Annotated in this window: 25 protein-coding genes; 8 read left to right on the top strand and 17 right to left on the bottom strand. The window is 69.0% G+C overall.

The annotated features are described in order from the left end of the window. Positions 1–113 precede the first annotated feature (113 nt). Positions 114–1271 carry an acyl-CoA dehydrogenase family protein gene (locus tag FOB47_RS09360; protein ID WP_006577944.1) on the top strand — a complete coding sequence of 386 codons (1158 nt, stop codon included), beginning with the start codon at positions 114–116 and terminating at the stop codon, positions 1269–1271. Positions 1272–1299: 28 nt separating this feature from the next. Beyond that, positions 1300–2310 (top strand): hypothetical protein, encoded by a 1011-nt coding sequence (locus FOB47_RS09355; protein WP_174780692.1) that lies wholly within the window; start codon positions 1300–1302, stop codon positions 2308–2310. A 19-nt stretch (positions 2311–2329) separates the two neighbouring features. Here FOB47_RS09355 and FOB47_RS09350 read toward each other — a convergent pair whose 3' ends face one another. From FOB47_RS09350 to FOB47_RS09340, 3 genes are all read right to left on the bottom strand, one after another. Further along, positions 2330–2845: a hypothetical protein gene (locus FOB47_RS09350; RefSeq protein ID WP_174780691.1), complete on the bottom strand. Its 516-nt coding sequence runs from the start codon at positions 2843–2845 to the stop codon at positions 2330–2332. A 258-nt stretch (positions 2846–3103) separates the two neighbouring features. Then, positions 3104–3475 (bottom strand): PHA-granule associated protein 4, encoded by a 372-nt coding sequence (locus tag FOB47_RS09345; RefSeq protein WP_174780690.1) that lies wholly within the window; start codon positions 3473–3475, stop codon positions 3104–3106. 121 nt (positions 3476–3596) lie between these two features. Beyond that, the gene (locus FOB47_RS09340) at positions 3597–3893 is read right to left on the bottom strand and encodes an NmrA family NAD(P)-binding protein (RefSeq protein WP_244959216.1); all 297 of its coding nucleotides are present in this window, start codon (positions 3891–3893) and stop codon (positions 3597–3599) included. On the opposite strand from FOB47_RS09340, the gene FOB47_RS09335 reads away from it, so the two are divergent. Further along, entirely contained in the window at positions 3861–4226 is a 366-nt protein-coding gene (locus FOB47_RS09335; protein ID WP_244959215.1) for a LysR substrate-binding domain-containing protein, read from the top strand. The genes FOB47_RS09340 and FOB47_RS09335 overlap by 33 nt on opposite strands. Before the next feature lie 56 nt (positions 4227–4282). On the opposite strand, the gene FOB47_RS09330 is transcribed toward FOB47_RS09335, so the two are convergent. Next, positions 4283–4705 (bottom strand): VOC family protein, encoded by a 423-nt coding sequence (locus FOB47_RS09330; RefSeq protein ID WP_174780689.1) that lies wholly within the window; start codon positions 4703–4705, stop codon positions 4283–4285. A 179-nt stretch (positions 4706–4884) separates the two neighbouring features. Between FOB47_RS09330 and FOB47_RS09325 the strand changes: the two genes are divergently transcribed. The 5 genes from FOB47_RS09325 to FOB47_RS09305 all read left to right on the top strand — a co-directional run bounded on the left by FOB47_RS09325 (position 4885) and on the right by FOB47_RS09305 (position 9525). Then, on the top strand, positions 4885–5778 hold the full coding sequence (locus FOB47_RS09325) for a LysR family transcriptional regulator (RefSeq protein WP_174780688.1): 894 nt from the start codon (positions 4885–4887) through the stop codon (positions 5776–5778). A gap of 163 nt (positions 5779–5941) precedes the next feature. Continuing rightward, positions 5942–7513: a DNA-3-methyladenine glycosylase 2 family protein gene (locus tag FOB47_RS09320; protein WP_174780687.1), complete on the top strand. Its 1572-nt coding sequence runs from the start codon at positions 5942–5944 to the stop codon at positions 7511–7513. Then, positions 7510–8046, top strand: coding sequence for a methylated-DNA--[protein]-cysteine S-methyltransferase (locus FOB47_RS09315; RefSeq protein ID WP_151022977.1), 537 nt, complete (start codon positions 7510–7512; stop codon positions 8044–8046). Before FOB47_RS09320 ends, FOB47_RS09315 begins: the two co-directional genes overlap by 4 nt. Before the next feature lie 50 nt (positions 8047–8096). After that, entirely contained in the window at positions 8097–8654 is a 558-nt protein-coding gene (thpR, locus tag FOB47_RS09310) for an RNA 2',3'-cyclic phosphodiesterase (protein WP_174780686.1), read from the top strand. A gap of 91 nt (positions 8655–8745) precedes the next feature. Then, on the top strand, positions 8746–9525 hold the full coding sequence (locus FOB47_RS09305; protein WP_053823381.1) for a flagellar brake protein: 780 nt from the start codon (positions 8746–8748) through the stop codon (positions 9523–9525). A 158-nt stretch (positions 9526–9683) separates the two neighbouring features. Here the strand turns inward: FOB47_RS09305 and FOB47_RS09300 are convergent, their stop codons facing one another. The 13 genes from FOB47_RS09300 to FOB47_RS09240 form a co-directional block, all read right to left on the bottom strand. After that, a complete protein-coding gene (locus FOB47_RS09300) occupies positions 9684–9917 on the bottom strand; it encodes a hypothetical protein (protein WP_006576881.1) in 234 nt (77 codons plus the stop codon). Positions 9918–10271: 354 nt separating this feature from the next. Continuing rightward, positions 10272–11138, bottom strand: a complete 867-nt coding sequence (locus FOB47_RS09295) for an IclR family transcriptional regulator domain-containing protein (RefSeq protein ID WP_244959214.1) — start codon at positions 11136–11138, stop codon at positions 10272–10274. Between the two features lie 190 nt (positions 11139–11328). Next, on the bottom strand, positions 11329–12114 hold the full coding sequence (hisN, locus tag FOB47_RS09290; RefSeq protein ID WP_053823383.1) for a histidinol-phosphatase: 786 nt from the start codon (positions 12112–12114) through the stop codon (positions 11329–11331). A gap of 118 nt (positions 12115–12232) precedes the next feature. Continuing rightward, entirely contained in the window at positions 12233–14218 is a 1986-nt protein-coding gene (locus FOB47_RS09285; RefSeq protein ID WP_174780685.1) for a sigma-54-dependent Fis family transcriptional regulator, read from the bottom strand. 253 nt (positions 14219–14471) lie between these two features. Beyond that, positions 14472–16049: a GMC family oxidoreductase gene (locus FOB47_RS09280; RefSeq protein ID WP_053823385.1), complete on the bottom strand. Its 1578-nt coding sequence runs from the start codon at positions 16047–16049 to the stop codon at positions 14472–14474. 70 nt (positions 16050–16119) lie between these two features. Next, positions 16120–16713 carry a gluconate 2-dehydrogenase subunit 3 family protein gene (locus FOB47_RS09275; protein ID WP_174780684.1) on the bottom strand — a complete coding sequence of 198 codons (594 nt, stop codon included), beginning with the start codon at positions 16711–16713 and terminating at the stop codon, positions 16120–16122. A 78-nt stretch (positions 16714–16791) separates the two neighbouring features. After that, entirely contained in the window at positions 16792–17571 is a 780-nt protein-coding gene (locus FOB47_RS09270; RefSeq protein ID WP_217488895.1) for a lipoate--protein ligase family protein, read from the bottom strand. Further along, the gene (locus FOB47_RS09265) at positions 17571–18308 is read right to left on the bottom strand and encodes a 2-oxo acid dehydrogenase subunit E2 (RefSeq protein WP_082371674.1); all 738 of its coding nucleotides are present in this window, start codon (positions 18306–18308) and stop codon (positions 17571–17573) included. Before FOB47_RS09265 ends, FOB47_RS09270 begins: the two co-directional genes overlap by 1 nt. A 3-nt stretch (positions 18309–18311) precedes the next feature. Then, positions 18312–18557, bottom strand: a complete 246-nt coding sequence (locus FOB47_RS09260; protein WP_053823386.1) for a lipoyl domain-containing protein — start codon at positions 18555–18557, stop codon at positions 18312–18314. Next, positions 18554–19630, bottom strand: a complete 1077-nt coding sequence (locus tag FOB47_RS09255; protein ID WP_174780683.1) for an alpha-ketoacid dehydrogenase subunit beta — start codon at positions 19628–19630, stop codon at positions 18554–18556. Before FOB47_RS09255 ends, FOB47_RS09260 begins: the two co-directional genes overlap by 4 nt. 97 nt (positions 19631–19727) lie before the next feature. Next, positions 19728–20735 carry a thiamine pyrophosphate-dependent dehydrogenase E1 component subunit alpha gene (locus FOB47_RS09250; protein ID WP_174780682.1) on the bottom strand — a complete coding sequence of 336 codons (1008 nt, stop codon included), beginning with the start codon at positions 20733–20735 and terminating at the stop codon, positions 19728–19730. Between the two features lie 362 nt (positions 20736–21097). Beyond that, entirely contained in the window at positions 21098–21901 is an 804-nt protein-coding gene (locus FOB47_RS09245; protein WP_174780681.1) for an IclR family transcriptional regulator, read from the bottom strand. A gap of 93 nt (positions 21902–21994) precedes the next feature. Next, on the bottom strand, positions 21995–23197 hold the full coding sequence (locus FOB47_RS09240; RefSeq protein WP_174780680.1) for a CaiB/BaiF CoA transferase family protein: 1203 nt from the start codon (positions 23195–23197) through the stop codon (positions 21995–21997). Positions 23198–23214 lie beyond the last annotated feature (17 nt).

Below are 23214 nucleotides of genomic sequence, written 5' to 3'. Positions count from 1 at the left end.
CGGGGGCGGCGTACCATGACGGGCATTCGCCCGCATTGTCGGCACGGCTGCCTGCTCGGCCACTGCCGGCCGGGGCTGCCACCCTTCCTCCCCGCCTTCCCACGGAGACCGCCATGACCCTGGACACCGAATCGTTTTCCCTGCTGCGCGCCTCGGTGCAGCGCTTCATCGAAGAGCGCCTGAAGCCCGCCGAGGACATCCTCGAGGAAACGGACGACGTGCCGGCCGATATCGTGGCCGACATGAAGGAGATGGGCCTGTTCGGCATCTCGATCCCGGAAAACTACGGCGGCATCGGGCTGTCGATGTCGCAGGAATGCGATGTGGTCTACGACCTCGGCCATACCGCGCTCGCCTTCCGCTCGGTGTTCGGCACCAACGTCGGCATCGGCTCGCAAGGCATCCTGATGGACGGCACCGAGGAGCAGAAACAGAACTATCTGCCGCGCATTGCCAGCGGCGAGCTGGTCATCTCGTTCGCGCTGACCGAGCCGAACGCGGGTTCCGACGCAGCTTCGCTGCAGACCAAGGCCGAGCTGGACGGCGATCACTATGTGATCAACGGCACCAAGCGCTTCATCACCAATGCGCCGCGCGCCGGCGCCTTCACGCTGATGGCGCGCACCGGCGGCCCGGGGGCATCCGGTATCTCGGCCTTCATCGTGCCGGCCGACACGCCGGGGATCTCGCTGGGCAAGCCCGACAAGAAGATGGGCCAGCGCGGCACCAAGACCTGCGACGTGGTGCTGGAGAACGTGCGTGTGCCGGCGGCCAACATCATCGGCGGCGTGCCGGGCGTGGGCTTCAAGACCGCGATGAAGGTGCTCGACCGCGGCCGCCTGCATATCTCGGCGTTGGCCTGCGGCATGGCGCACCGCCTGCTGACCGACGCCGTTGCCTATGCCAAGGATCGCAAGCAGTTCGGCCGCCCGATCGGCGAGTTCCAGCTGATCCAGGGCATGCTGGCCGACAGCCAGGCCGAGCTGTACGCCGGCCTGTCGATGGTGCGCGATTGCGCGCAGCGTTACGACGCCAAGGAGCCTGGCAAGAGCGATCCCGAAGTCAGCATGCTGGCCTCGTGCGTCAAGATGTTCTGTACCGAGATGGTCGGCCGCGTGGCCGATCGCGCGGTGCAGATCCACGGCGGCGCCGGCTATATCGCCGAGTACAAGGCCGAACGCTTCTATCGCGACGTCCGTCTGCTGCGCCTGTACGAAGGCACCACGCAGATCCAGCAGATGATCATCGCCAAGCAGCTGTTGCGCGATTGACGCCGGCCCGGGCGCGGAGGGTTCGAGCATGAAACAGCTTCAACGCGTCCGCCTTGCCGGCACGGCACCCGGGATGGCACATCCCGGTGCCGGCGCGCACGGCTGGGCTCCGCATCTGGCACTGGCCGGCGACGAGCCGGCTGGTCCGCCCTGCTTTCCGATCATTGCCGCACTGCAGGCGGCCTGCGCTACGTCGCCGACCGCACCGCTCGACGTGGGCGCGCTGGCGCTGGGGGCCGCGGCCGTCCTGGGCCGCCGCGATCCGATCGTGTCGGTCCAGCCGGCGGATCTCGGCGATATCGACGGCGTGTTGTACCGCACCGGCACCGGCGGCTGGACACTGCTGCACCGCGCCGCGCTGGGTCCGGCAGAAACCCGCTTCGTCCAGGCCTGGTTGCTCGCCTGCTATGCGATGCGGGCGGAGCATGCCGATACCGACGCGTTCGAGTGCCGGCAAGCCGGCCTGTATTCGCTGGCCGACGACGACAGCCCGGCCGCGCGTGCCTACAGCTTTGCGGCGCGGCTGACGATGCCGGCCGCCGCTTGCCAGCTCGGCCTGGCGGGTCATGTCGATGGCGATGTGCTGATGGCTTTTGCCTCGCAACTGCAGGTGCCGCTGCTGCATGCCGCGCGCCGCTGGCTGGCGCGCACGGCGCAGAAGGCCGTGCTGGTGCTCGACGAGGCCGGGACGGTACGGGCCAGCTGGCTCAGCGAGACGGCGTGTTCGGCGGGCTGGCGTATCGATACGGATGCGGTGCCGGCGCGAGAGACGCCGCGCGCGATGGAATTGTCCAACGACGTCATGCCGGCTGTCGCCGTGCAGGAGCGCCTTGTGGCGATGTCGGACTGGTTTGCCCAGGCGCCGGCCACAGGTCAGCTGATGGAAGCGTCGTTGGGAGCGGTCGACAGCGGAGAGGGGCGGTTTGGATTGACCTTGCTGCAGTTGCCGCGCAATGCGGTGTGCCCGCAAGCGCGCGCGATCTGGCCGCAGTATCGCCCCAACGCCAGCCTCAGCGCCAGCACCAGCGCTGGAGCGTAGTCAGGCAGCGGCCGGCAATTCAGCGGATCAGCACCCGCCGGTCCGGGGCGCCCCGCGTCGCGCTGCCACGGTTCGCCGGGTTGCGGGCCGCCAGCCGCTCGAGCTGGCGCTGCATCTTGGTCAGATAGGTGATCATCATGCCGCGCTCTTCCAGGCTCAGCGGCGAGACCCAGACCGATTGCAGCGCCTTGATGGCCTGACCCAGCTTGTCCATCCGATGGCTGGCGCTCGAGCGGATGAGCGGAATCGGCTGCGCCGCGTGCGGGCCGGGCTGGGGTTCGAGCCATCCCTGGTCCGACAGGCTGCGGACCATCGCCTCGAATTCCTCGGTCTGGAGCCAGGGGAGAGCGCAGGAAGCGGTGAGCTGGTGCGGTTCGACGCGCTGGCGGTGTGCCAGGTGTTGCAGCAGATGCCATTCCGCGGTCGAGATGCCGGACTGCGACAGAACGTGGTCCAGGGCCGAATGCCAGCCGGCCAGATTCTCTTGCAGACAGCGCAGCAGCGGTTCCTTGGCGTCGTACAGGTTGGCTGACATGGTGTCGCGAGTCTCCTGTTGTGTTTTGGCCTGATCGTTACCGCTCGCTGGCTGACGCTGGACGAACCGCGCCCGCGATCGGGGGCACCATCGTGCGTTGCCCGGTTACCACCTTCTTTCGAAAACCTCACGAAAGTATTTGGTGGATCTTCGGGTAAAGCGGTGGTTTTGGCGAGATTGCAGAGGCTGCGGCACGGCGTCGCAGGAACCCGCTTGCGTCACGCCTGTGTCACGCCTCGATGGCGTCTCAATGCCGTCTCAATGCCAGAAGGCATCGACGTCGCGCAGCAGATGACCGGCGAGGATGTAGTCGCCGAGGCGGCTGGCGCGCGCTTCCAGCTCGTGCAGTTGCTGGTCTGGAATGGCGCCGAGATCGAACAGGCAATAGAGATTGCGCTGACGGAAGGTGGTCTTGGGTTTGGCGAGCCCTTCGATCAGGGCGTCGTGCGAGCGTACCGCGATGCTTTCCTGGCCGCGGTACTGGACGCGGATGCCGCGTTTTTCCCCCAGCCGGCCCAGTTCGACGGCGTCCTGCCAACCCGTTTCATAGTCCAGCTCCAGCGCCAGAACCTCACGGGCGGCCAGCAGACGCAGGGCCTCGTTCTTGCTGCCGGCTCGTGCGATTGACATGCTTACCTCCGTGGCGATCAAGGACTGTACAAATATACAGTCCTTGGGGTCACCCGGCAAGCAGAAGGTGTCTCAAAATCGGGGCCGCAACGCACGGTGCGTCGGCGTCGCGGCCAACTGTCTACGCCGCCCTGGCCGTGCTGCCGGCGAGCTCGCGCACGATGTAGAAGACGCCATCGATGCCGTCCAGCGCGGCCGCCAGCGCTTGTGGCGAGCGCAGATCGCCGACCGCGACCTCGTCGGCGCCATTGGCCAGCGCGACGGCGGAGCGTCCCGCATCGCGGACCAGTCCGCGTACGGTCACGCCGCTGTCCCGCAGCGCCTGGGGAACCAGGCCGGCAAATCGTCCGGCGGCGCCGACGACCAGCACGCGGCGCGCCACGGCGTGCCGGCGCACCCGCGCGAACTGGCCGCGCATCGCTGCGTCGTGCGCAGCGGCGACGGCAACGATGCGCGCTGGCCGTTCCTGGTCGACGGCAAGCAGCGTCGTTTTCCGGTCGAGGGCAGGCTGCGTGCGGGCAGCACCGCGGCGGTCAACGAGGCGGTGGTGCTGGGCCTCGGTATCGGCTTCGGCCCGCTATGGCAGGTGCGGCATCTGCTCGAGCAGCGGCGCCTCGTGACCGTGCTAGACCGCTTCGAGGCGCCGCCGATCCCGGTGCAGGCGGTATGGCCCGCGGCACGCGCGATTCCGGCCAAGACGCGGGCCTTCATCGATCTGCTGGCGGACCATCTGGGCGGCCTGTCGTTATAGCGTTGCAGCGCTATGGCGCTGCAGTGCTGGCGGACGGCAGCGCAGGGCGGCAGTCCCTAATTCGCGAAGACCTGACCGATATCGCCGAAGGCCTTGAACTCGAGCGCGTTGCCCGACGGATCGAGGAAGAACATCGTGGCCTGTTCGCCGACCTGGCCCTTGAAGCGCACGTGCGGTTCGATCACGAACTTGACGTCGGCCGCGCGCAGCTTGTCGGCCAGCGCTTCCCATTGCTCCATCGACAGGATCGCGCCGAAATGGCGCACCGGCACGTCGTCGCCATCGACCGCGCTGGTCGAGCGATGCCCGGTCTCTTCGGGCGCCAGGTGCGCGACCACCTGATGGCCGTAGAAATTGAAGTCGACCCAGCTGTCCGAGCTGCGGCCCTCGGGGCAGCCGAGCAGTTCGCCATAGAAGCGCCGGGCCTCGGCCAGATCGTGCACCGGGAACGCCAGGTGGAAAAGGGGGATGGATTGCATGTCGGGGCCTTTCTGCAATGCGGCGCCGGTCTGCGGCGCCGCTGTCGTGGTATGGTCCCGCAAATTCTACTCAGCGCAAGTCGCGATATGAAGCGAATCATTTTGGCGCTGAGCATCAGAGATTTCGATGGGATCCGATAGTCCCTTTGCGATGATCCGCTTGCCATGATCCGTTTGCCATGATCCGCTACTTCCGCACCTTCCTGGTCGCCGCCGAGACGGCTTCGTTTTCCGCGGCCGCGGTGCGGCTGTCGCTGACGCAGTCGGCGGTCAGCACGCAGATACGGCGGCTGGAAGAGGACCTGGGTTGCGCGCTGTTCGATCGCACCGGCAAATCGGTGACGCTCAGCGAGCAGGGGCGCAAGCTGCTGCCCGAGGCAGTCCGCTTCGTCGAGCTGTACGAGTCGATGAAGGGACAGGCGCATGCGGCCCCCGCGCTGACGCCGATCGACCTGGGCGCGGTATCGACCGTGCAATCGACGCTGCTGCCGAAGGCGATGCAGCGCTTTCGCGCCGATTACCCGAAGACCCACGTCAACATCGTGCCCGGCATGTCGACACAACTGCTGACCCAGGTCGATGCGCGCGAACTCGAAGTGGCGGTGATGATCAAGCCGCGGCTCGGCATTCCGGCCGAGCTCAAATGGCTGCCGTTGCTGAGCGAGCCCTTCGTTGCGATCGCACCGCGCGGTGCGCCGCGGGAGCTCAAGGCGATGCTCGGCGCGCTGCCCTTCGTCCGCTACAACCGGCATTCGGCCGGCGGGCATCTGGTCGACCGATATCTGAAGCGCCATCGGCTGCGCGTCGACGAAGGCATGGAGCTCGACGAGCCCGCGGTGATCCTGCAGATGGTCGACCAGGGCCTGGGCTGTGCGATCGTGCCGGCCGATCTGCTGCCGCTGGCGCAATGCCCGAACGTGCAGGCCGAGCCGTTGCCGGGCCGGCCCATCCATCGCGAGGTCGGCGTGCTGGCGCGCCCCTCGGCGCTGTCGCGTGCGCCCACCGCGGCGCTGATCGAGGCCTTCGTCATCGCGGCGCGCCAGTGGCGCGGGCGGCGGAGCAAGTCGCGCTGAGCGGGACCGGCCTGTCGAGCCGGCCAGGCGCCCGGCCGAAGGTGGCGACGTGCCGAACGTGCGGCGTGCCGAACGCGGCGAACGTGCAGAACGTGCAGAACGTCGCCGACTCGCATGTCCGAATCCGGCTGGTCGCTGGGGCGGAAAGCGGTAGCATGCAGCCATGGAACTCGATCCCGACACCTGCTACCGCGCCGTGGTTTCGCACGACCGCCGCTTCGACGGGCGCTTTTTCGTCGCCGTGTCGTCGACCGGCATCTACTGCCGGCCGGTCTGCGCGGTGCGCACGCCCAAGCGCGAAAACTGCAGTTTCTTCGCCACGGCGGCGGCCGCCGAGAAGCATGGCTACCGGCCCTGCCTGCGTTGCCGGCCAGAGCTCGCTCCGGGACATGGGCTGGCCGATCTGTCCGGGCGGCTGGCGCAGGCGGCGGCGACGCTGATCGACGAGGGCTTCCTCGCCGATGCCGGCGTGCCGGAGCTGGCGGCGCGCATCGGCGTCACCGAGCGGCATCTGCGGCGGCTGTTTACCGCGCAGTTCGGCGTCTCGCTGGTCGAATACGCGCAGACGCAGCGCCTGCTGCTGGCCAAGCGGCTGCTGACCGATACCGCGTTGCCCGTCCCCGAGGTGGCCCTCGCGGCCGGCTTCGGCAGCGTCCGCCGCTTCAACGACGTGCTGAAGACGCGCTATGGCCTCGCCCCGACCGCGATGCGCAAGCGCGCGGCGGGCATGCCGGCAGACCGCCTGGTGTTCGAGCTCGGCTATCGGCCGCCGTTCGCGTGGGCCGCGCTGCTGCAGTTCCTCGGCGCGCGTGCGGTGCCGGGCGTCGAGCAGATCCGGCCCGACGCGCACGGCGGCGAATACGGACGCACCGTGGCCATCGAGGTGGCCGGACGGCTGCACAGCGGCTGGATCCGGCTGGCACTGGCCCCGCAGCGCCACGTGCTGCGCGTGACGCTATCCGGTTCGCTGGCGCATGCCATTCCGCAGGTGCTCGGCAAGGTCCGGCGCCTGTGCGATCTGGGTTGCCGGCCCGATGTGGTCGACCGCCATCTGGGCGCGCTGGCCGCCGACATGCCGGGCATGCGGCTGCCAGGTACGGTGGACGGCTTCGAGATCGCGGTGCGCGCAGTGCTCGGTCAGGTCGTCTCCCTGGCGCAGGCACGCGCGATGCTGCATCGGCTGGTGCTGGCCCATGGCACGCCGCTGGCCGTGCCGATGGACGAATTGCGCGCCTGTTTCCCGAGCGCCGCCACGTTGGCCGCGGTGCCGGTCACGGAAATCCATGCGCTTGGCGTGCCGCAGGCCAAGGCCCGCGCGATCCAGGCGATCGCCACGGCGGTGGTCGATGGCAGGCTGTCGCTCGAACCGGGCGTGGAGCCCGCGCAAACCGTTGCGGCGCTATGCACCATCGACGGCGTGGGGGACTGGACCGCGCAATACATTGCCATGCGGGCGCTGGGCTGGCCCGATGCGTTCCCGGCCACCGACTACGCGCTGCGCAAGGTTCTGGGCATCGAGCGCACCGGCGAGATGCTGCGGCACGCCGCGCAGTGGGCGCCGTGGCGCGCCTACGCGGCCATGCATCTGTGGCGCCAGTACCAGGACTTGCAGGACGGCCGCGAGCGCGAGCGTGTGACCGCGCGCGCCGCACCGGCGGGCGTCGGCGGCGCCGGCGGCAAGCAAGCCGTACCGCGCCGCACCCGCCGTCCACAGTCACAGGAGCAGCCAACATGATTCACTACCGTTCGATGTCGGGCCCGCTCGGCGACGTGCTGTTGCGCGCCGAAGACGGCTATCTGACAGGGATGTTCTTCTCCGGCCAGAAATACCATCCGGCCGGACCGTTCGACGGCGCCCCCGCCGATGCACGCCATGCGCGGCTGCTGGAGCAGGCGGCGCAGGAACTGATCGAATACTTCGCCGGCGTCCGGCAGCGTTTTACCGTGCCGCTGCGGCTTGTTGGCAGCGCGTTCCAGCAGCGGGTCTGGCAGGCGCTGTGCGAGATTCCCTTCGGCGAGACCGTCAGTTATGGGCAGCTGGCCCTGGGGCTGGGCCTGCCGCCCGGCCATGCGCGGGCGGTCGGCAGCGCGGTCGGGCGCAATCCGATTTCGGTGATCGTGCCTTGTCATCGCGTGCTGGGCGCCAACGGTGCGTTGACCGGCTATGCCGGCGGTACCGATCGCAAGCAGGCACTGCTGCGGCTGGAAGGCACGGCGGCGGCGCCGCACCTGCCGCTGTTGCGCGACGCGCTGGCGGCCGCCGCATAACGGTAGCCGCATCACGCTACCGGCGCCGCAACCGTAACGCTCCCGCCGACATGCCACGGCTGTTCGTCGCACTGGAAACCCCGCCCGCGCTGGCGGCCTCGCTGCTGGCGACGCTGCCTCGCGAACGCGGCATCCGCCCGACGCCGGCCGCGCAGGTCCACCTGACGCTGCGCTTCGTCGGCGAGGTCGACGAGGAACAGGCCGTGGCCATCGACGATGCGCTGGCCACGATTGCCGCCGTTGCGGTCCCGGTGCAGGTCGCCGGCGTCGGGCGCTTCGGCCGGCGCGGCGGCATCCTGTGGGCCGGCGTCAGGCCCGCCGAACCGCTGCTGGCGCTGCATGGCGCGATCGATCTCGCGCTGAGCGATGCCGGGGTCGAGCGGGAAACGCGTCCCTTCCACCCGCACCTGACGCTGGCGCGCTGCGCACCGCATGCGCCCGAGCCGCCGCTGCGCGAATGGCTCGCCGCGCAGCGCGAATTGGGCTGTCCGCCCTATCTGTCGCGGCGCTTCGTGCTGTTCGAGAGCCGCCTGCAGCGGCAGGGCGCCGAGCATCGCTGCCGCCGGGCCTTCGCCTTGCGCGAGCCGGTTCCGGACAACCCCCCGTAAGTCGGGCTCAAGTTTTGCGCCGGCGATGCCGATTCTGTACTAGAGTCCCCTTCGCCCGCATCTGGATCCCCGCACCCGCCCGCGTGATTTCATGAGTTCCCACGAGTCCATCGACCGGCCCGAGGCCGCAGCCGCGTCCGACGCCGCATCGGCCGCCGCTTCCGACGTTGCTTCCGACGAACAGTACCGCCTGACCCACGCCTCGCAGATCGGCACCGTGCTGCGCGATCTGGCCTGGCAGAAATGCACGCTGAACGTGCGTTCCGGCCGCGGCCGGGAGACGGTTTCCTCGGTGCTGCACGTCGATCCGGCCAGCCGCACCTTCATCTTCGACTGGTGCCGGACCGACGAGGAGGCGCGGGCGGTGCTGGAGGCCGAGGAGAACGCGATCTCGGCGTCGCTGCGCGGCGTGCCGGTGAACTTTGCCATCGGCCGGCCCGAGCCCGTGCAATACCAGGGCGGCCCGGCGTTCAGGGCGCCGTTCCCGGACAAGCTCTATCACTTCCAGCGCCGCCGGCATTTCCGCGCGCGCACGCTGGTGACGCGAGGCTATGGCTGCGAGGGAAGGCTCGACGACGGTACCGTGGTCAAGCTCGATATCTCGGATCTGTCGCTATCGGGTGTGGGGCTGCGCTCGCGCACGGTCGGCGATACGCAGCTGCCGGTCGGTACGCGCATCGCCCGCGCGCGGCTGGATTTCCGCGAGCTCGGCAAGCTCGATCTGGATCTGCAGGTAGTGGGGCATTGGCTGGTCGGCCGCGACGACAGCGCGATTCATCATTTCGGCTGTGCCTTCGTCAATCCGGATGGGCGGCTGGAAAATACGCTGCAGCGGCTGGTATTCGCGCTGGAATTGGCCCATCGGGGCTGAAGAAAAGGCGCGAGCCAAGCGCGCTTGAATTCCGCGGAAAGCCGCCACAAACATTCGCGTCGTTCCCGCAAATGCGGAAATCCAGCGTCATTGCAGGCCACCGGTCCCCCCACATTCGGGGGAACGGCGCGTGAGTGGCGGCGTCGCGCTTTTCTACCTTATTGCGGCTTGCTCTGCGCCACCATCGTGAGAGCGAGCATCACATCGCCGGACAGGCGGCCGCCGTTCGATGGCATGCCCGCGTCTTCCAGGATCGCCCACAAATTCTCCGAGCCGGCCGCAATCCGTTGGCGCAGTTCGGCGAGATAGGCCTGTTCGGCGGGCATCAGGGGTCTCTCTGCCATGCGCATATCCGCGACGATTGCGCCAAGCGAGATGTCATCAAAAGTCATATTGGTGTTGCGGTAGTCTCTTTTTTGGCAAGAGTCTTTCGGGTTCGGACTTGTGGACGGTGATTTTAGCAATGTATATCGCAACGCGATGCAGTCAATAACGCCACTTTTCTACGGTCTATTCCGAGGAGTGATGGCGGCGACGCGCCTCGCGCTTTAAAGCGTCACGATTGTGAGCATTGCGACATGATTCGCTTCAAATCAGCGGCGCAGTATTGGCGCGACATGTCGATTTGTCGTTGTGGCGAGGAGACAGCGGCGCAGGGCCGCGGACGCATGCCGCAACCTCACGCCGCCATTTCATGGCGCCAATTCACACGGCGCCAATTCACGGCGCCAATTCACGGCGCCCATTCACGCCGCGATCAGTCGGCTCATTTCCGACGCCGCCTCGCGCATGCGCGGCAGCATGCGGGCCAGCATCTCTGCTTCGCCGACCTGCGTGGGGCGCACGCTGACGCTGATGCCGGCCACGACCTCGCCCGACTCCGCATGCACCGGCACCGCGAGCGCGCGCAGATCCAGCTCCAGTTCCTCGTCGACGACCACATAGCCGAGCGTGCGGGCCTGCTCGAAGCAGGCCTCCAGCTCGGTGCGCGAGACCTTCGTCTGCAGCGTGCGCGGGCGCAACTCGGCGCGCTCGAAGTACGCGTCGCGCGCCGGCTCGTCCAGATGAGCCAGCAGCATGCGCCCGATCGAGGTGCAGAAGGCCGGCAGGCGGCTGCCCATGCCGAGCGCGTGCGACAGCATGCGGCGCACTTCGCAGCGCGCCAGATACAGGATGTCGGTGTCCTCGAGGATCGCCAGCGCCGAGGTCTCGCCTACCGCCGCGCTGAGCCGGTCCAGGATCGGCTGTGCCTGGGCGACCAGCGCGGTCGACGAGAAATAGGCGTGGCCCAGATGCAGCACGCGCGGACGCAGCGCAAAGCGGCCGTCCTCCTGGCTGACATAGCCGAGCCGCTGCAGCGTATAGAGACAGCGCCGCACCGAGGCGCGCGACAGCTGCGTGCGCTGCGCGATCTGCGAAATGGTCAGCGGCCGCCTGCGCTCGGAGAAGGCTTCGAGCACGTGGAGCCCACGCGCCAGCGACAGCATGAAGTTCGGGTCGCCTGCGTACTGGTCCAGCTGATCGGGACGCGCCGGTGCCGGGCGCAGCGGAGCAGCATCGGAGGCCGCAGGGACGGCGGGGACTGAGGCGGTGGTGGAGCGGGTGGCGTCCATACGGAAAAAGGCCGGAACGGGAGTGGCGGCGGTCGTTCGATAATCGCGCATCATAACCGGCGCGCGTGGTGGAGGGAAATCCGCGGGCCGGGCGCCGCTCGTCGACGGCCGTGCGATCCGGCCACTCGCCCGCGCTAATCGGCCAGCGCTACTCGGTCAGCGCTACTCGGTCAGCGCTACTCGGCCAGCGTTATTCGGCCAGCGCCGCCAGGATCTGCGCATGCAGCCGGCGGTCGCCGCAGGCCACCACGCGGCCGCCATGCTGGGGGTCGTCGCCGGTCCAGCTGGTGATGATGCCGCCCGCGCCCTCGACGATCGGGATCAGCGCCTGCACGTCGTAGGGCTGCAGCCCGGCCTCGACCACCGCATCGACATGGCCGGCGGCGACCATGCAGTAGGCGTAGCAGTCGCCGCCATAGCGCAGCAGCCGCGCGCGGTCGGCCACGCAGCGGAACGCCTTCCATTCGGGTTCGTCGCCGAACATTTCCGGCGTGGTGCACATCAGCTTCGCTTCGGCCAGGCTCGCGCAGGGCCGCGTGCGCAGCGGCGTCTTGCCGAGCCAGGCGGCGTCGCAGGTGCCGACGAAGCGCTCGCCGGTAAACGGCTGGTCCATCACGCCGAGCACGGGCCGGTCGCCGTCGTTCAGCGCGATCAGCGTGCCCCACAGCGGCAGGCCGGTGATGAAGGCCCGCGTGCCGTCGATCGGATCGAGCACCCAGGTCAGCGGCGACGTGCCTTCGATGCGCTCATGCTCCTCGCCATGGATGCCATGGTCGGGATAGGTGGCGGCGATCAGCTCGCGCATCGCTGTCTCGGCGGCCTGATCCGCGGCGGTGACCGGGTCGAAGCGGCGGCCGCCCTTGTCCTGCACCTCGGCATGGGTGCGGAACAGCGGCAGGCTCTGCGCCGCGGCTGCATCGGCCAGGCGGTGGGCGAAGTCCAGATATTCGTTCAGGCGTTCGGCGGGTAGCGGCATGGCGGTGGCGACGACGGGGCCTAGGACAGGGCGCAAGAATCGGCCGATGCAGCGATGGTACGTCGGTCCCGGCTGCCATGCCAGCCGCCTCGCGTAAGGGCGTTGACCCGGTCGGGCCCTAGCGCCGGTTTGGCGCGACGATGCCGAACCGCTCCATCTGCCGGTAGACGGTCGCCCGCGAGATGCCGCAGGCCGCGGCGACCTCGGTCACGTTCCAGTGATGGGCTTGCAGCGCGGCCAGCAACTGGCGCGCCTTCGGGTCGTCGGGGACCGGCGCGCCGGCGGGATCGGATGGTGGCACGGATGCGGGCACGGACGCGGGCAGCGCGCGCAGCGGGCTCGCCGTACCCGCGTCGGTCACCTCCGGCGGCAGATCGCCCAGATCGATATGGCCGCCGTCGCTCATTGCCAGCGCGAAGCGCAGCACATTGCGCAGCTGGCGCACATTGCCAGGCCAGTCGTAGGCCAGCATCGCGCGCCGCGCGTCGCTCGACAGCGTCGCGTCGATCTGCAGCTGGGCCGCTTCCTCCTGGCAGATCCGCTCGATCAGATAGGCCTTGTCCTGGCGCTCGCGCAAGGTCGGCAGATACAGCGTGGCGCCGCACAGCCGGTAATACAGGTCTTCGCGGAAGCGGCCTTCGGCGATCAGCTGCCGCAGATCGCGGTGCGAGGCCGCGACCACGCGCAGGTCGACCGCGATCGGACGCTGCGCGCCCAGCGGCGTGACCTCGCGCTCGGACAGCACGCGCAGCAGCCGGCTCTGCAGATGCAGCGGCATGTCGCCGATCTCGTCGAGGAACAGCGTGCCGCCATCGCTCTGCGCGATCAGGCCGCGCATGCCCTTGCCGCGCGCGCCGGTGAAGGTGCCGGCGGTATAGCCGAACAGCTCGCTCTCGATCAGCGTCTCCGGGATCGCGGCGCAATTGACCGCGATGAACGCGTGCTCGCGCCGGTTGCTGCTCTGATGCAGCGCCTTGGCCAGGACCTCCTTGCCGGTGCCGGTCTCGCCGTGGATCAGCACATTGAGCGGCTTGTTGGCGAGGCGCTTTGCCTGCGTGATCAGCCGCTGCATCTGCGCATCGTCGGCGCCCAGCGCGTCGAGCGCGGCGGTGTCGCCGGGTTCCGGCGCGGCCGGTGTGGGAATGCGGTGCGGCATCACGCGCGGCGCGATCGCGCTGGCGTAGTAGACCTCGTCGCCATGCGTGCGCAGCGTGGCGCGGTCGGACGACATGCCGGCGCGTGCGATGCGCCACAGGTCGCTCAGGCTCTCGCGGAACAGCATCGTCAGCGGCCGTCCGATCACCGGACCATGGTCCGCCGCACGCAGCGCGCGGCGCGCGCCGCTGTTGATGCCGCAGACGATGCCGTCGGCGTCGAAGGCGACCATGATCTCGCCGCTGACGTCGACCAGCGACCAGGTTGCGCCCAGCCGCAGGATCCAGCGGTCGCGGAAGTAGCGCAGGAAATTGGCGTCCTCGATCATCTGCGCATACATCGCCGTCATCTGCAGCGCCAGATGCTGGCTCTCGCGCGGACCGGGAGAGGTCAGCGCCGAGACGTCGAGCACGCCGAGAAAACCGCCGGTCGGGTCGAACAGCGGCGCGCTGTTGCAGGTCAGGCTGATATGCGAGACGTCGAAATGGTCGGTCTGATGGCAGGTGACCGCGTGCTGCTCGACGATGCAGGTGCCGACCGCGCAGGTGCCGGCCTGGCGCTCGCTCCAGTCCGCGCCGAGATACAGGCCGGAACTCTTGAGTTCCCGATCCCACTGGTCGTTGCCGATGAAGTCGACGGCGATGCCGTGCGAATCGGTCAGCAGCAGCACGTAGCCGAGCGACGACATGCGCTTGTACAGCTGTTCCATGCCGGTGCGCGCCACGCCGAGGAAGTCCTCGATCTGGTCCTTGTGCTCGCGCAGCCGTCCCGCTTCCACGATATGCGCGGGCATGCGCCGGCCGGGGTCCATGCCGTACTCGTTGACGCAGCGGATCCACGAGCGCTCGATCTCGCTGAGCGGCGGCCGCTCCGGATCGGCCTGACTGGCAAGCGTCAGCACCTGCTCGACATGCGCGTGCCGTTGGGCGGCTTGCTTGGCACTGATCACGGGGTCTCCTTCGCTGCGCCTTGCCGCCGGGACGGACGACGCTTTTGTGCTGTTGTCTTCGTGGTGTTATCCAATATAGGCCGGGGCAGCGGAAAAGGCCGTGGGCATGGCGTGCGTCCTTGCCCCCTGCCCCGGCTCCTCTCCCGCACGCGGGAGAGGGGAGCCTTCTTCGCAGCGGGGAGGGCGACGCCTTCCCAGGCGCGACGACCTTACACCAGCCCCGGGCCGGACTTCAATCCCGACAAGCCCGGGCTCAGACCTCGCCCTTGCGCAGCGCGCCGGCCAGGTATTCGGCCTGGCGGATGGCCAGCGCCACGATCGTCAGCGTCGGGTTGGCGGCGGAGCTGGAGGTGAACTGGCTGCCGTCCGAGACGAACAGGTTCTTGACGTCGTGGGCCTGGCCCCAGCGGTTGACCACGCCGTCGCGGGCGTTGGCGCTCATCCGGTTGGTGCCCATATTGTGACTGGCGGGATACGCCGGCATGTCGATGACGCGCGTCGCGCCGACCGCTTCCGACAGCTTGCGGAACTGCTGCAGCCCGTGCGCCGCGATGGCCTCGTCGTTGCGGTGGTAGGTCTTGGTCACGATCGGGATCGGCAGGCCGTACTGGTCCTTCTCGGTCGGATGCAGCGTGATGGTGTTCTGCTCGCGCGCCATGTCCTCGCCGCAGACCCAGATCGCGGTCATGTGGTCGTACTGCTCCAGCGCCGAGGTCACGTCGCGTCCCCAGCCGCCCGGCTTCATGAAGGCCGCCGTATAGGGCAGCCCGAGCGCCAGTCCCTCCAGGTAGTAGCCGCCGTTGAAGCCGCGCTTCGTATCGAGCGCGACCTCGTCGGCCACCACCGCGCCGATATCGAAGCCGCGGTACATGTAGACGGGCTTGCGATGGATCGCCACCGCGGCCGCGGTCGCGTGGTTCATGTAGTTGCGGCCGACCTGTCCCGACGAATTGGCCAGCCCGTTCGGGAACAGGCTGGACGCCGAGTTCAGCAGCAGCCGCGCCGATTCGATCGAATTGCCCGCCACGCAGACCACGCGCGCCTTCTGCAGGTGCTTGCGTCCCTTGCTGTCGGCGTACAGCACGCCGTTGACCTTGCCTGACTTGTCGTGCTGGACCTGCAGCACCATGCTCTCGGGCCGCAGCTCGACGCGGCCGGTCGCCAGCGCCTTCGGAATCTCGGTATAGAGCGCCGACCATTTGGCGCCGATCTTGCAGCCCTGCATGCAGAAGCCGGCCTGCTGGCAGGCCGGGCGGCCGTCGTAGGGCGTGGAATTGGACGCCACCGGCCGCACGATCTTGCGATAGCCGATCTTGCGCGCGCCGGCCGCGACCACCTTGTACTGGTTGCTTTCGGGCATCGGCGGCTGGCCGCTGGCGGCGCTGCCGGTCACGCCCATCTTCTTCTCGGCCTTGTCGTAGTACGGCGCCAGTTCCTCGTAGGTGATCGGCCAGTCCAGCACGTTGGCGCCTTCGACCTGCCCGTAGATCTGCCGCGTGCGGAAGTCGTGCGGCTGGAAGCGCAGCGCGACGCCGGACCAGTGGATGGTCGAGCCGCCCACCGCCTTGACGATCCACGCGGGCAGGTTCGGATAGGTCTTGGTGTGGTGCCAGCCGCCGGCCGAGATCCGCTTGTCGAGCCACGAGATCTTGCGGAACATCGCCCATTCGTCGTTCTCGAAGTCGGCCTGCGTATAGTGCTTGCCGGCCTCGAGAATCACGATCTTGCCGATGCCCCGCTGCGCCAGCTCGTTGGCCAGCGTGGCGCCGCCCGCGCCCGAGCCGATGATGACGACCGCGTCGCGGTCGTTCAGGTCGATCCGTGTTGCCATGTTTGTCTCCAGTGTCCTGCCTTGTATGGTTCGCGATGCTGTCTGCGCAGCCCTGCGCGTCGGGTACGGCTCAGATCCAGTCGATGTCGTTGAAGCCGCGGTTCGCGTAGCCGCCCTTTTCCCAGGACGAGCCCTCGTAGCCGAGCAGCGGCCAGACCGCCTTGTTGTCGTAGAGGCTGGTCACCATCTCGCCGCGCACCTTCTCGAAGAATGGCGTGGTCTCGATGGCCTCGAGCAGCGCGACGCGGTCGGCCTCGTCCTGCAACTGCGCATAGGGCTTGCCGTGCTTGCGCTGCGCCGCCGCATCGAGTTCGCGCACGCCCTGCTGCAGCAGCGTGCGTACCGCCTTGTCGCTGGCGGCGGCGCGGTCCAGCGGCGCGATCGCTTCGACGTAGTAGCGGTCGGCGAAGCGGTCGTGCGGAAAGATGTCGCGCGCCATCACCAGCAGCGTGCGCGCGGTCGGCGTGCCGAGCGCCTTCAGGTCGGTGACCAGCGCCTCGCGGGCCGGCTTGGCCAACGCGCCGGGCGAGACCACGGCGACGCCGATGGCGGCCAGGCCCGTGCCGCGCAGGAAGCCACGCCGGGTCACTGGCTGGGTCTTGGCCACGATGCGCATGCCGGCCGCGGGCGCGGCGGCATCCGCTTGCTGGATGTCGTCTTGCATTTGTCGTCTCCTTCGGTGGGATATCGGTATCGTTGTTTGGCCGGGTTCGCTTGCGCCGGCCACCTGGCGGGCGCCGCGCTAGCCGGGCGGCGCCGCGGCACCGCGCAGCGGCAGCACATGGCGGACGGAAGCCTGCGGCATGGCCTCGTGGTCGTTGGCCGCCACGCTGCCGAGCACGTCGGTCAGCATGTGGTGCAGCCGGTCGGCCAGCACCTCGGCGATCACCGGCGCGCCCAGCTCGGTCTCGCACGAGGTGGTGCGGTCGGCGAGCGCATCGCCCAGCCTGGCCGGCTGCCCCAGCGCCTCGCACAGCAGGCGCCAGTCGGGCGGCGCGATCAGCGTGCCCGAGGTCAGCAGCACGCCGGTGCGGCGGCGCAGCTGCGCGAGGCCGACGATCTTGCGCGAATCCACCACGACCTCCCAGGGCGACAGGCCGCCATAGCAGGCCCAGGTCAGCGCCGCATCGGCCTGGTGGCTGCGCGCCTGCTCGGGCGGCAGCGCGAACGCGGCGATGCCCATGTCGCGCAGCAGGCCCGCGTGCAGCACGCCGAGCCACCGGTAGCTGCCGATCGGTCCGCTCGACAGCAGTGCGTGATCCGGCGGCAGCACGATCGAGGCCGACAGCATCCAGGGTCCGGTCAGCACCGCACCGCCGCCGGAGCCGCGCACGACCGCGCGGTCCGCCAACGCGGTGCGCTCGTGCAGCGCCCGCTGCGAGCAGCCGAACACCACGCCGGGCGCGCGATAGGTCCACAGGCGCAGGCGCGGCTCGGTGACCGGCTCGGCCAGCTGCCGCGCGTTCCACGCCTGCTCGGCGTGTGGCGTCGCGGTGACGAGGGTCGGGGCGAGCGCAGCCATCACAGGTCTTCCGCGGACTCGAGGCGCCGCTTCAGGTCGCCGAGGAACGCCGCGGCCGGGTAGCCGTCGACGGCGCGATGGTCGAACACCAGATGCAGGCCCATCATCGGTGCGATGCTGATCCAGTCATCCTTGACCACGGCGCGGCGGATCACGCGCGTGACGCCCAGAATCGCGGCCTGCGGCGCGTGCAGGATCGGCGTGAAGCGCTCGACCTCGGTCATGCCCAGGTTGCTGATGGTGAAGGTGCCGCGCTGGTAGGCGCCCGCGCCGAGCGTGCCGTTGCGCGCGCCCTCGGCCAGCGTGCGCGCCTCGCGCGCGATCTGCTCGACCGACTTGCGGTCGACCTCGCGCAGCACCGGCACCACCAGGCCATCGTCGAGACTGACCGCGAGCCCGATATTGACGTCGGGCATCAGCTCGATCTCCTTGTCGGTGACGCGCGCGTTCAGCCGGGGATGCGCACGCAGCGTCAGCGCGGCGGCGCGCAGCAGATAGGCGGTCAGCGTGACCTTGACGCTGTCGCCCAGCTCCGCCTGCAGCTGCGCGCGCCGCGCCTCGACTGCACTGACATCGACCTCCAGCGAATGCGCGACGCGGGGGATCTGCCAGCCGGCCGTCATGCCGCGCGCGATCGCGCCGCGCATGCCGGTCAGGGCAATCGTCTGCCGCGCGGGCGCGGGCGGCGCCGCGGCGGTTCCGTCCTTCGCCGCCAGCGTCAGTGAGGCTTCGGCCATGATCTACTCCTCGATGCGCGCCAGCACGGCGCCGCGCGCGAAGGTGTCCTGCGACTGCACCAGGATCTCGGCGATGCGGCCGGCCGCCGGCGCCACGATCTCGTGGGTCGTCTTCACCAGCTCGGCCACCACCAGCGTCTGTCCTTCGACGACGCTGTCGCCGACATTGACCTGCCAGTCCTGCAACAGGGCCTCGGTGCCTTCCTCGACATCGGCCCACACGTCGTCTGCCATCGTTACGTCGGTCATGCTGCTTCTCTCTTGGCTTCTTGCTTCAGTTCGGGGTTGGCTTGCATCAGCGCGCGGACGCTGGCGGCGATCGTGTCCACTTGCGGGATCACGAAGTTCTCGAGGGGACGGCTGAACGGAATCGGCACGTCGGGCACGGCCAGGCGCCGCACCGGCGCCTTCATCTTCAGCGTGTCGAGATGCTCGGCGACGATCGCGGCGATCTCGCCGGACAGGCCGTAGCTCAGATAGTCTTCGTCGGCGATCAGCAGGCGTCCGGTCCTGGCGACCGACTCCAGCACGGCTTGCTTGTCCAGCGGCACCAGCGTGCGCAGGTCGATCACCTCGGCGTCGATGCCTTCCTGCGCCAGGTGCTCGGCCGCCAGCACGGACTTCTGCACCATCTGGCTCAGCGTGACGATGGTCACGTCGCGGCCCTCGCGCACCACGCGCGCCTTGCCGAACGGAATCGTGTACGCCTCGGTGGGGACTGCGGTGGTGCTGCCTTCGAAGTAAGACATCCACGACAGGCCCATGATGCCCTTGTGGTAGCAGAAGACCACCGGGTTGTCGTCGCGGATCGCCTCGATCATCAGGCCCTTGGCGTCGTAGGCGTTCGACGGCACCACGACCTTCATGCCCGGCATATGCGCGAAGGTGCTGTACAGGCATTGCGAGTGCTGGGCGGCGTCGTTGTAGCCGCCGCCGATGCCGGTCATCACCACGGCCGGCAGCTTGACGCGGCCGCCCGACATGTAGGTGTTCTTGGCCAGATGGTTGTAGATCTGGTCGAAGCAGACGCCGAAGAAGTCGACGAACATCAGCTCGGCGATCGGGCGCAGCCCTTCGGCGGCGGCGCCGATCGCGGCGCCCATGAACGCCGTCTCGGAGATCGGCGTGTCCATGATGCGCTCGGGGCCGAAGCGATCGAGCAGTCCGGTGGTGGCGCTGAAAATGCCGCCGTACTTGCCGATGTCCTCGCCCATCACGAAGACGCTGGGGTCGCGCTCCATCTCCTGGCCGATCGCCTCGGCGATCGCCTGGGCCATGGTCAGCTTGCGCGCGGCCGAGGGGTTGTTGTCGTTGGGTTGCATCTGGTTGTCTCCTGTCATTGCGGGCAGCATGCGGATGGCGTGCGGATTGGGTGCGATCGGGCGCGATCGCGTGCGGCTGGCGCCGTCGCCGGCACCGTCACGCGAACACGTGCTGCAGCGCTTCTTCGGGGGCGGGGTAGGGGCTTTCGCGGCCGAATGCGTAGCCGGCGTCGACCCGCGCGACGATCTGCCGGCGCAGCGCGGCATCGGCTTCGTCGTCGAGCAGGCCCTGCTCGCGCAGCTGCTTGCCGAGCCGGTCGATCGGATCGTTCCTGCGCAGCGTCTGCGCCTCGTTCTTCGGCCGGTAGGTTTCGGGATCGCCCTGGAAGTGGCCCAGGTAGCGGTCGGTCTTGACCTCGATCAGCGTGGGACCTTCGCCGCGCCGCGCGCGCGCGACCGCGACGCCGGCCGCGCGGAACACCGCCACCGCATCGTTGGTATCCACCAGGACGCCGGGCATGCCGTAGCCGGCGGCGCGGACCGCATTGCTGTCGACCGACGTCGAAGCCGACTTCTCGACCGAGATGCCATATTTGTTGTCCTCGCAGACGAACAGCACCGGCAGCTTCCACAGCGCCGCCAGGTTCAGCGCCTCGTGGAAGGCGCCCTGGTTGGCCGCCCCTTCGCCGAAGAAGGCGATGGCAACCCAGTCCTTGCCCAGCTTGCGGGCGGCCAGCGCGGCGCCGCAGGCCTGCGGCGCGCCCGCGCCGACGATGCCGCTGCACGAGAACTTGGTCTCGGGATGGAACAGATGCATGTGGCCGCCCTTGCCGCGGCCGAGGCCCGTGACCTTGCCGAACATCTCGGCGGTCATCTCGTCGAGCGGCACGCCCTTGGCGATCGCGAAGTGGTGAGGGCGGTGGGCGCCGACCACGGTGTCCTCGGTGCGCAGGTGCGCGCAGACGCCGACCGCCACCGGCTCCTGGCCCGCGGCCAGATGCATTTCGCCGGGCACCGGGCCGGCACCGATATCGAAGGCCAGCCCCTTCTGGATCTTCGGCGGCAGCTTCCCTTCGAGATACACCTTCGCCATCGTCTCCTCGTAATGGCGAATCTCGACCATCTTTTCGTACATCCACAGCAACTGGTCCGTGGTCGGTTCCATCGTCGTGTCTCCTGTTTCTTTCGCTTGGCGTGGCGCCCGTGTCCGCGTTCGGGGAAGTGCGGATGCGGCGGGCGCCGCGGCTGCGATGTCATTGCAAGCGCGATGCCAGTGCGGGGAAACAGGGGGATGACGGTGGGCCGCCCGCGCCGGGCGGGAGCCCGGAAAGCCTTGCGGGGCGCGGCTTTGCGGCGGATCGGAGAGGCCGGCTCAGGGGCGGCGCGGGATGTTCGGCGCGTGCGCGATGGCACCCGGCACGTCGCGACGCCGTCGCGGCATGCGACAGGTGTCGCGTCCGGAATGCGACAGGTGTCGCAGGCAGAGAGGCCGCAGGAGGCGGGGGAAGGCGGCGGAAGCGGGAGGGTCTAGCCCTGCAGCGCGCGTACCGCCGTGCGCAGCGGCATCGCGATGTCGGCCGCGCGCGATTCGACCCGGTGGATCGGGCCGGCTACCGATACGCCGTAGACCACGCCGGCCAGCGTCAGCGGCACCGCGACCGCGCCAAGGTCGGCCAGCGATTCGCCGAAGTTCTGCGCCCAGCCACGCTCGCGCGATCGTTCCAGTTCCGCCTCCAGCGCTTCGCGCGAGGCTACCGTTCGAGCCGTCAGCGGCGCAAACGAGGCCCGCGCCAGCAGCGCGTCACGGTCGGCGGCAGGCAGCGCGGAAAGGATCGCACGGCCGATCGAGTTGGTATGGGCCTGCCGCAGTTCGCCCGCGGTGGCGATGTAGCGCACCGGATTGCTCGACTCGACCACATCGAGATAGACCACGCGGCCGTCGTCCTGCAGCTTGCCGAAGATCACGGTCTCGCCGGTCTCGTCGCGCAGCGATTCGAGTACCGGCTGCACCCGCTCGAGCAGCGGGTCGTTGGCGGCGATCCGTTGCGCGATCGCCAGCAGGCGGCCGGTCGGGTAGTAACCCTGGCGCCGTCCGGTCTCGTACAGATAGCCGAGCGCCGCGAGCGTGCGGATCAGGCCGAGGCAGCTCGACATCGGCGCGCCCAGCAGCCTGGCCAGCTCGGTCAGCGTCAGCGAGCGGCCTTCGCGCGCGTAGATCTCCATGATCTCGACCACGCGCAGCGCGGTCTTGACGTTCGCGCTTGCGGCCTTCTCGGCTGCTTTGTCCGCGGCTTTATCGGCGGGTTCCGGGGCGGGCTCCACGGCGGGCATCGGCTGGTTTCCTGTCGGCCTGTTGATCGGGGCATGCTGCGCAAGGCCGACAGTGTAAGGCCTTGGCGGGCGCCGCCGCGGCTTGCGGCGAAGCTAGGCCGGATCGTTGGCCGCGTCCGCCGCGGTATTGGAGGCCGCCCGCGCCGCCCGCTTCGGCAGCGGCTCCGGCCAATGCCGGATATTGCCGGGCGTGCGCGAGAAGCGGGTCGGAATGCCGACCGCGCGCAGCTGGCCCTCGGTCGGATGCGCGTATTCGAACACCATGCCGGTCGCGCGCAAGTGGGCGTCGTCGAGCACGCTGTCGAAGCGCGGCACCTCGCTGTGCGGAATGTCGGCGTCGCGCAGCAGGTCCAGCCATTCGGCGGTGGTCTTCGTCAGCACGATGTCGGCCAGTGTTTCATACAGCGTGTCGATATGCGCGCTGCGGCCCGCGGGCGTGGCGTAGCGCGGATCGGCCGCCAGCTCCGGCCGTCCTGCCACCGCGAAAAAACGTGCCCACTGGGCGCTGGTGTAGGGCAGCAGCGCCAGATAGCCGTCCGCGGTCCGGTAGGGCTTGCGATGGGGCGACATCACGCGGCCGTAGCCGGCGTCGCCCAGCGGCGGCACGAAGGTGCGGCCGGCCAGCTGTTCGACGGCCAGGAAGGACACCAGCGTCTCGAACATCGGCACCTCGATCGCCTGGCCCTGGCCGGAGCGCTCGCGTTCATAGAGCGCCATCGGAATCGCGTAGGCGACGGTCAGTCCGGCGACCTTGTCGGCGAGGATCGTGTTGACGTAGCGCGGGCCCTGGTCGCCGTTGGCGCCCTGGAACTGCGCCAGGCCGCTGCGCGCCTGGATGATGTCGTCGAACGCCGGCTGTCCAGCGTACGGGCCGTCCTCGGCATAGCCATAGGCGCCGCAATAGATCAGGCGAGGATGGTCTTCGCGCAGCGACGCGTAGTCCAGGCCCAGCTTGCGCAGCGAGGCGGGGCGAACGTTGGAGACGAACACGTCTGCCTCGGCGAGCAGGCGCTTGAGGGCAGCGAGGTCTTCCGCCTGCTTCAGGTCCAGCACGACGAAGCGCTTGTTGCGGTTCAGGTTCAGGAAGGCCGCGCCCATGTTCGGATGCCGCGCCGGCTCTGCGTGGCGGAACACGTCCCCTTCCGGCGACTCGACCTTGATCACCTGCGCGCCCATGTCGCCCAGGATCTGTGTCGCATACGGGCCCATGCCGACCGAGGTCATGTCGACAACGCGCACGCCGGCCAGCGGGCCGGTGGCGGCGGGGTCCGGCGCGTCCCAGCGCAGATTCGTCATGCCGTGATCCATCACGC

This window comes from Cupriavidus gilardii, assembly GCF_013347325.1.
GTDB lineage: Bacteria > Pseudomonadota > Gammaproteobacteria > Burkholderiales > Burkholderiaceae > Cupriavidus > Cupriavidus gilardii.
The sequence above is the reverse complement of the archived record's forward strand: the minus strand, read 5'-3'. Positions and strand labels throughout refer to the sequence as shown.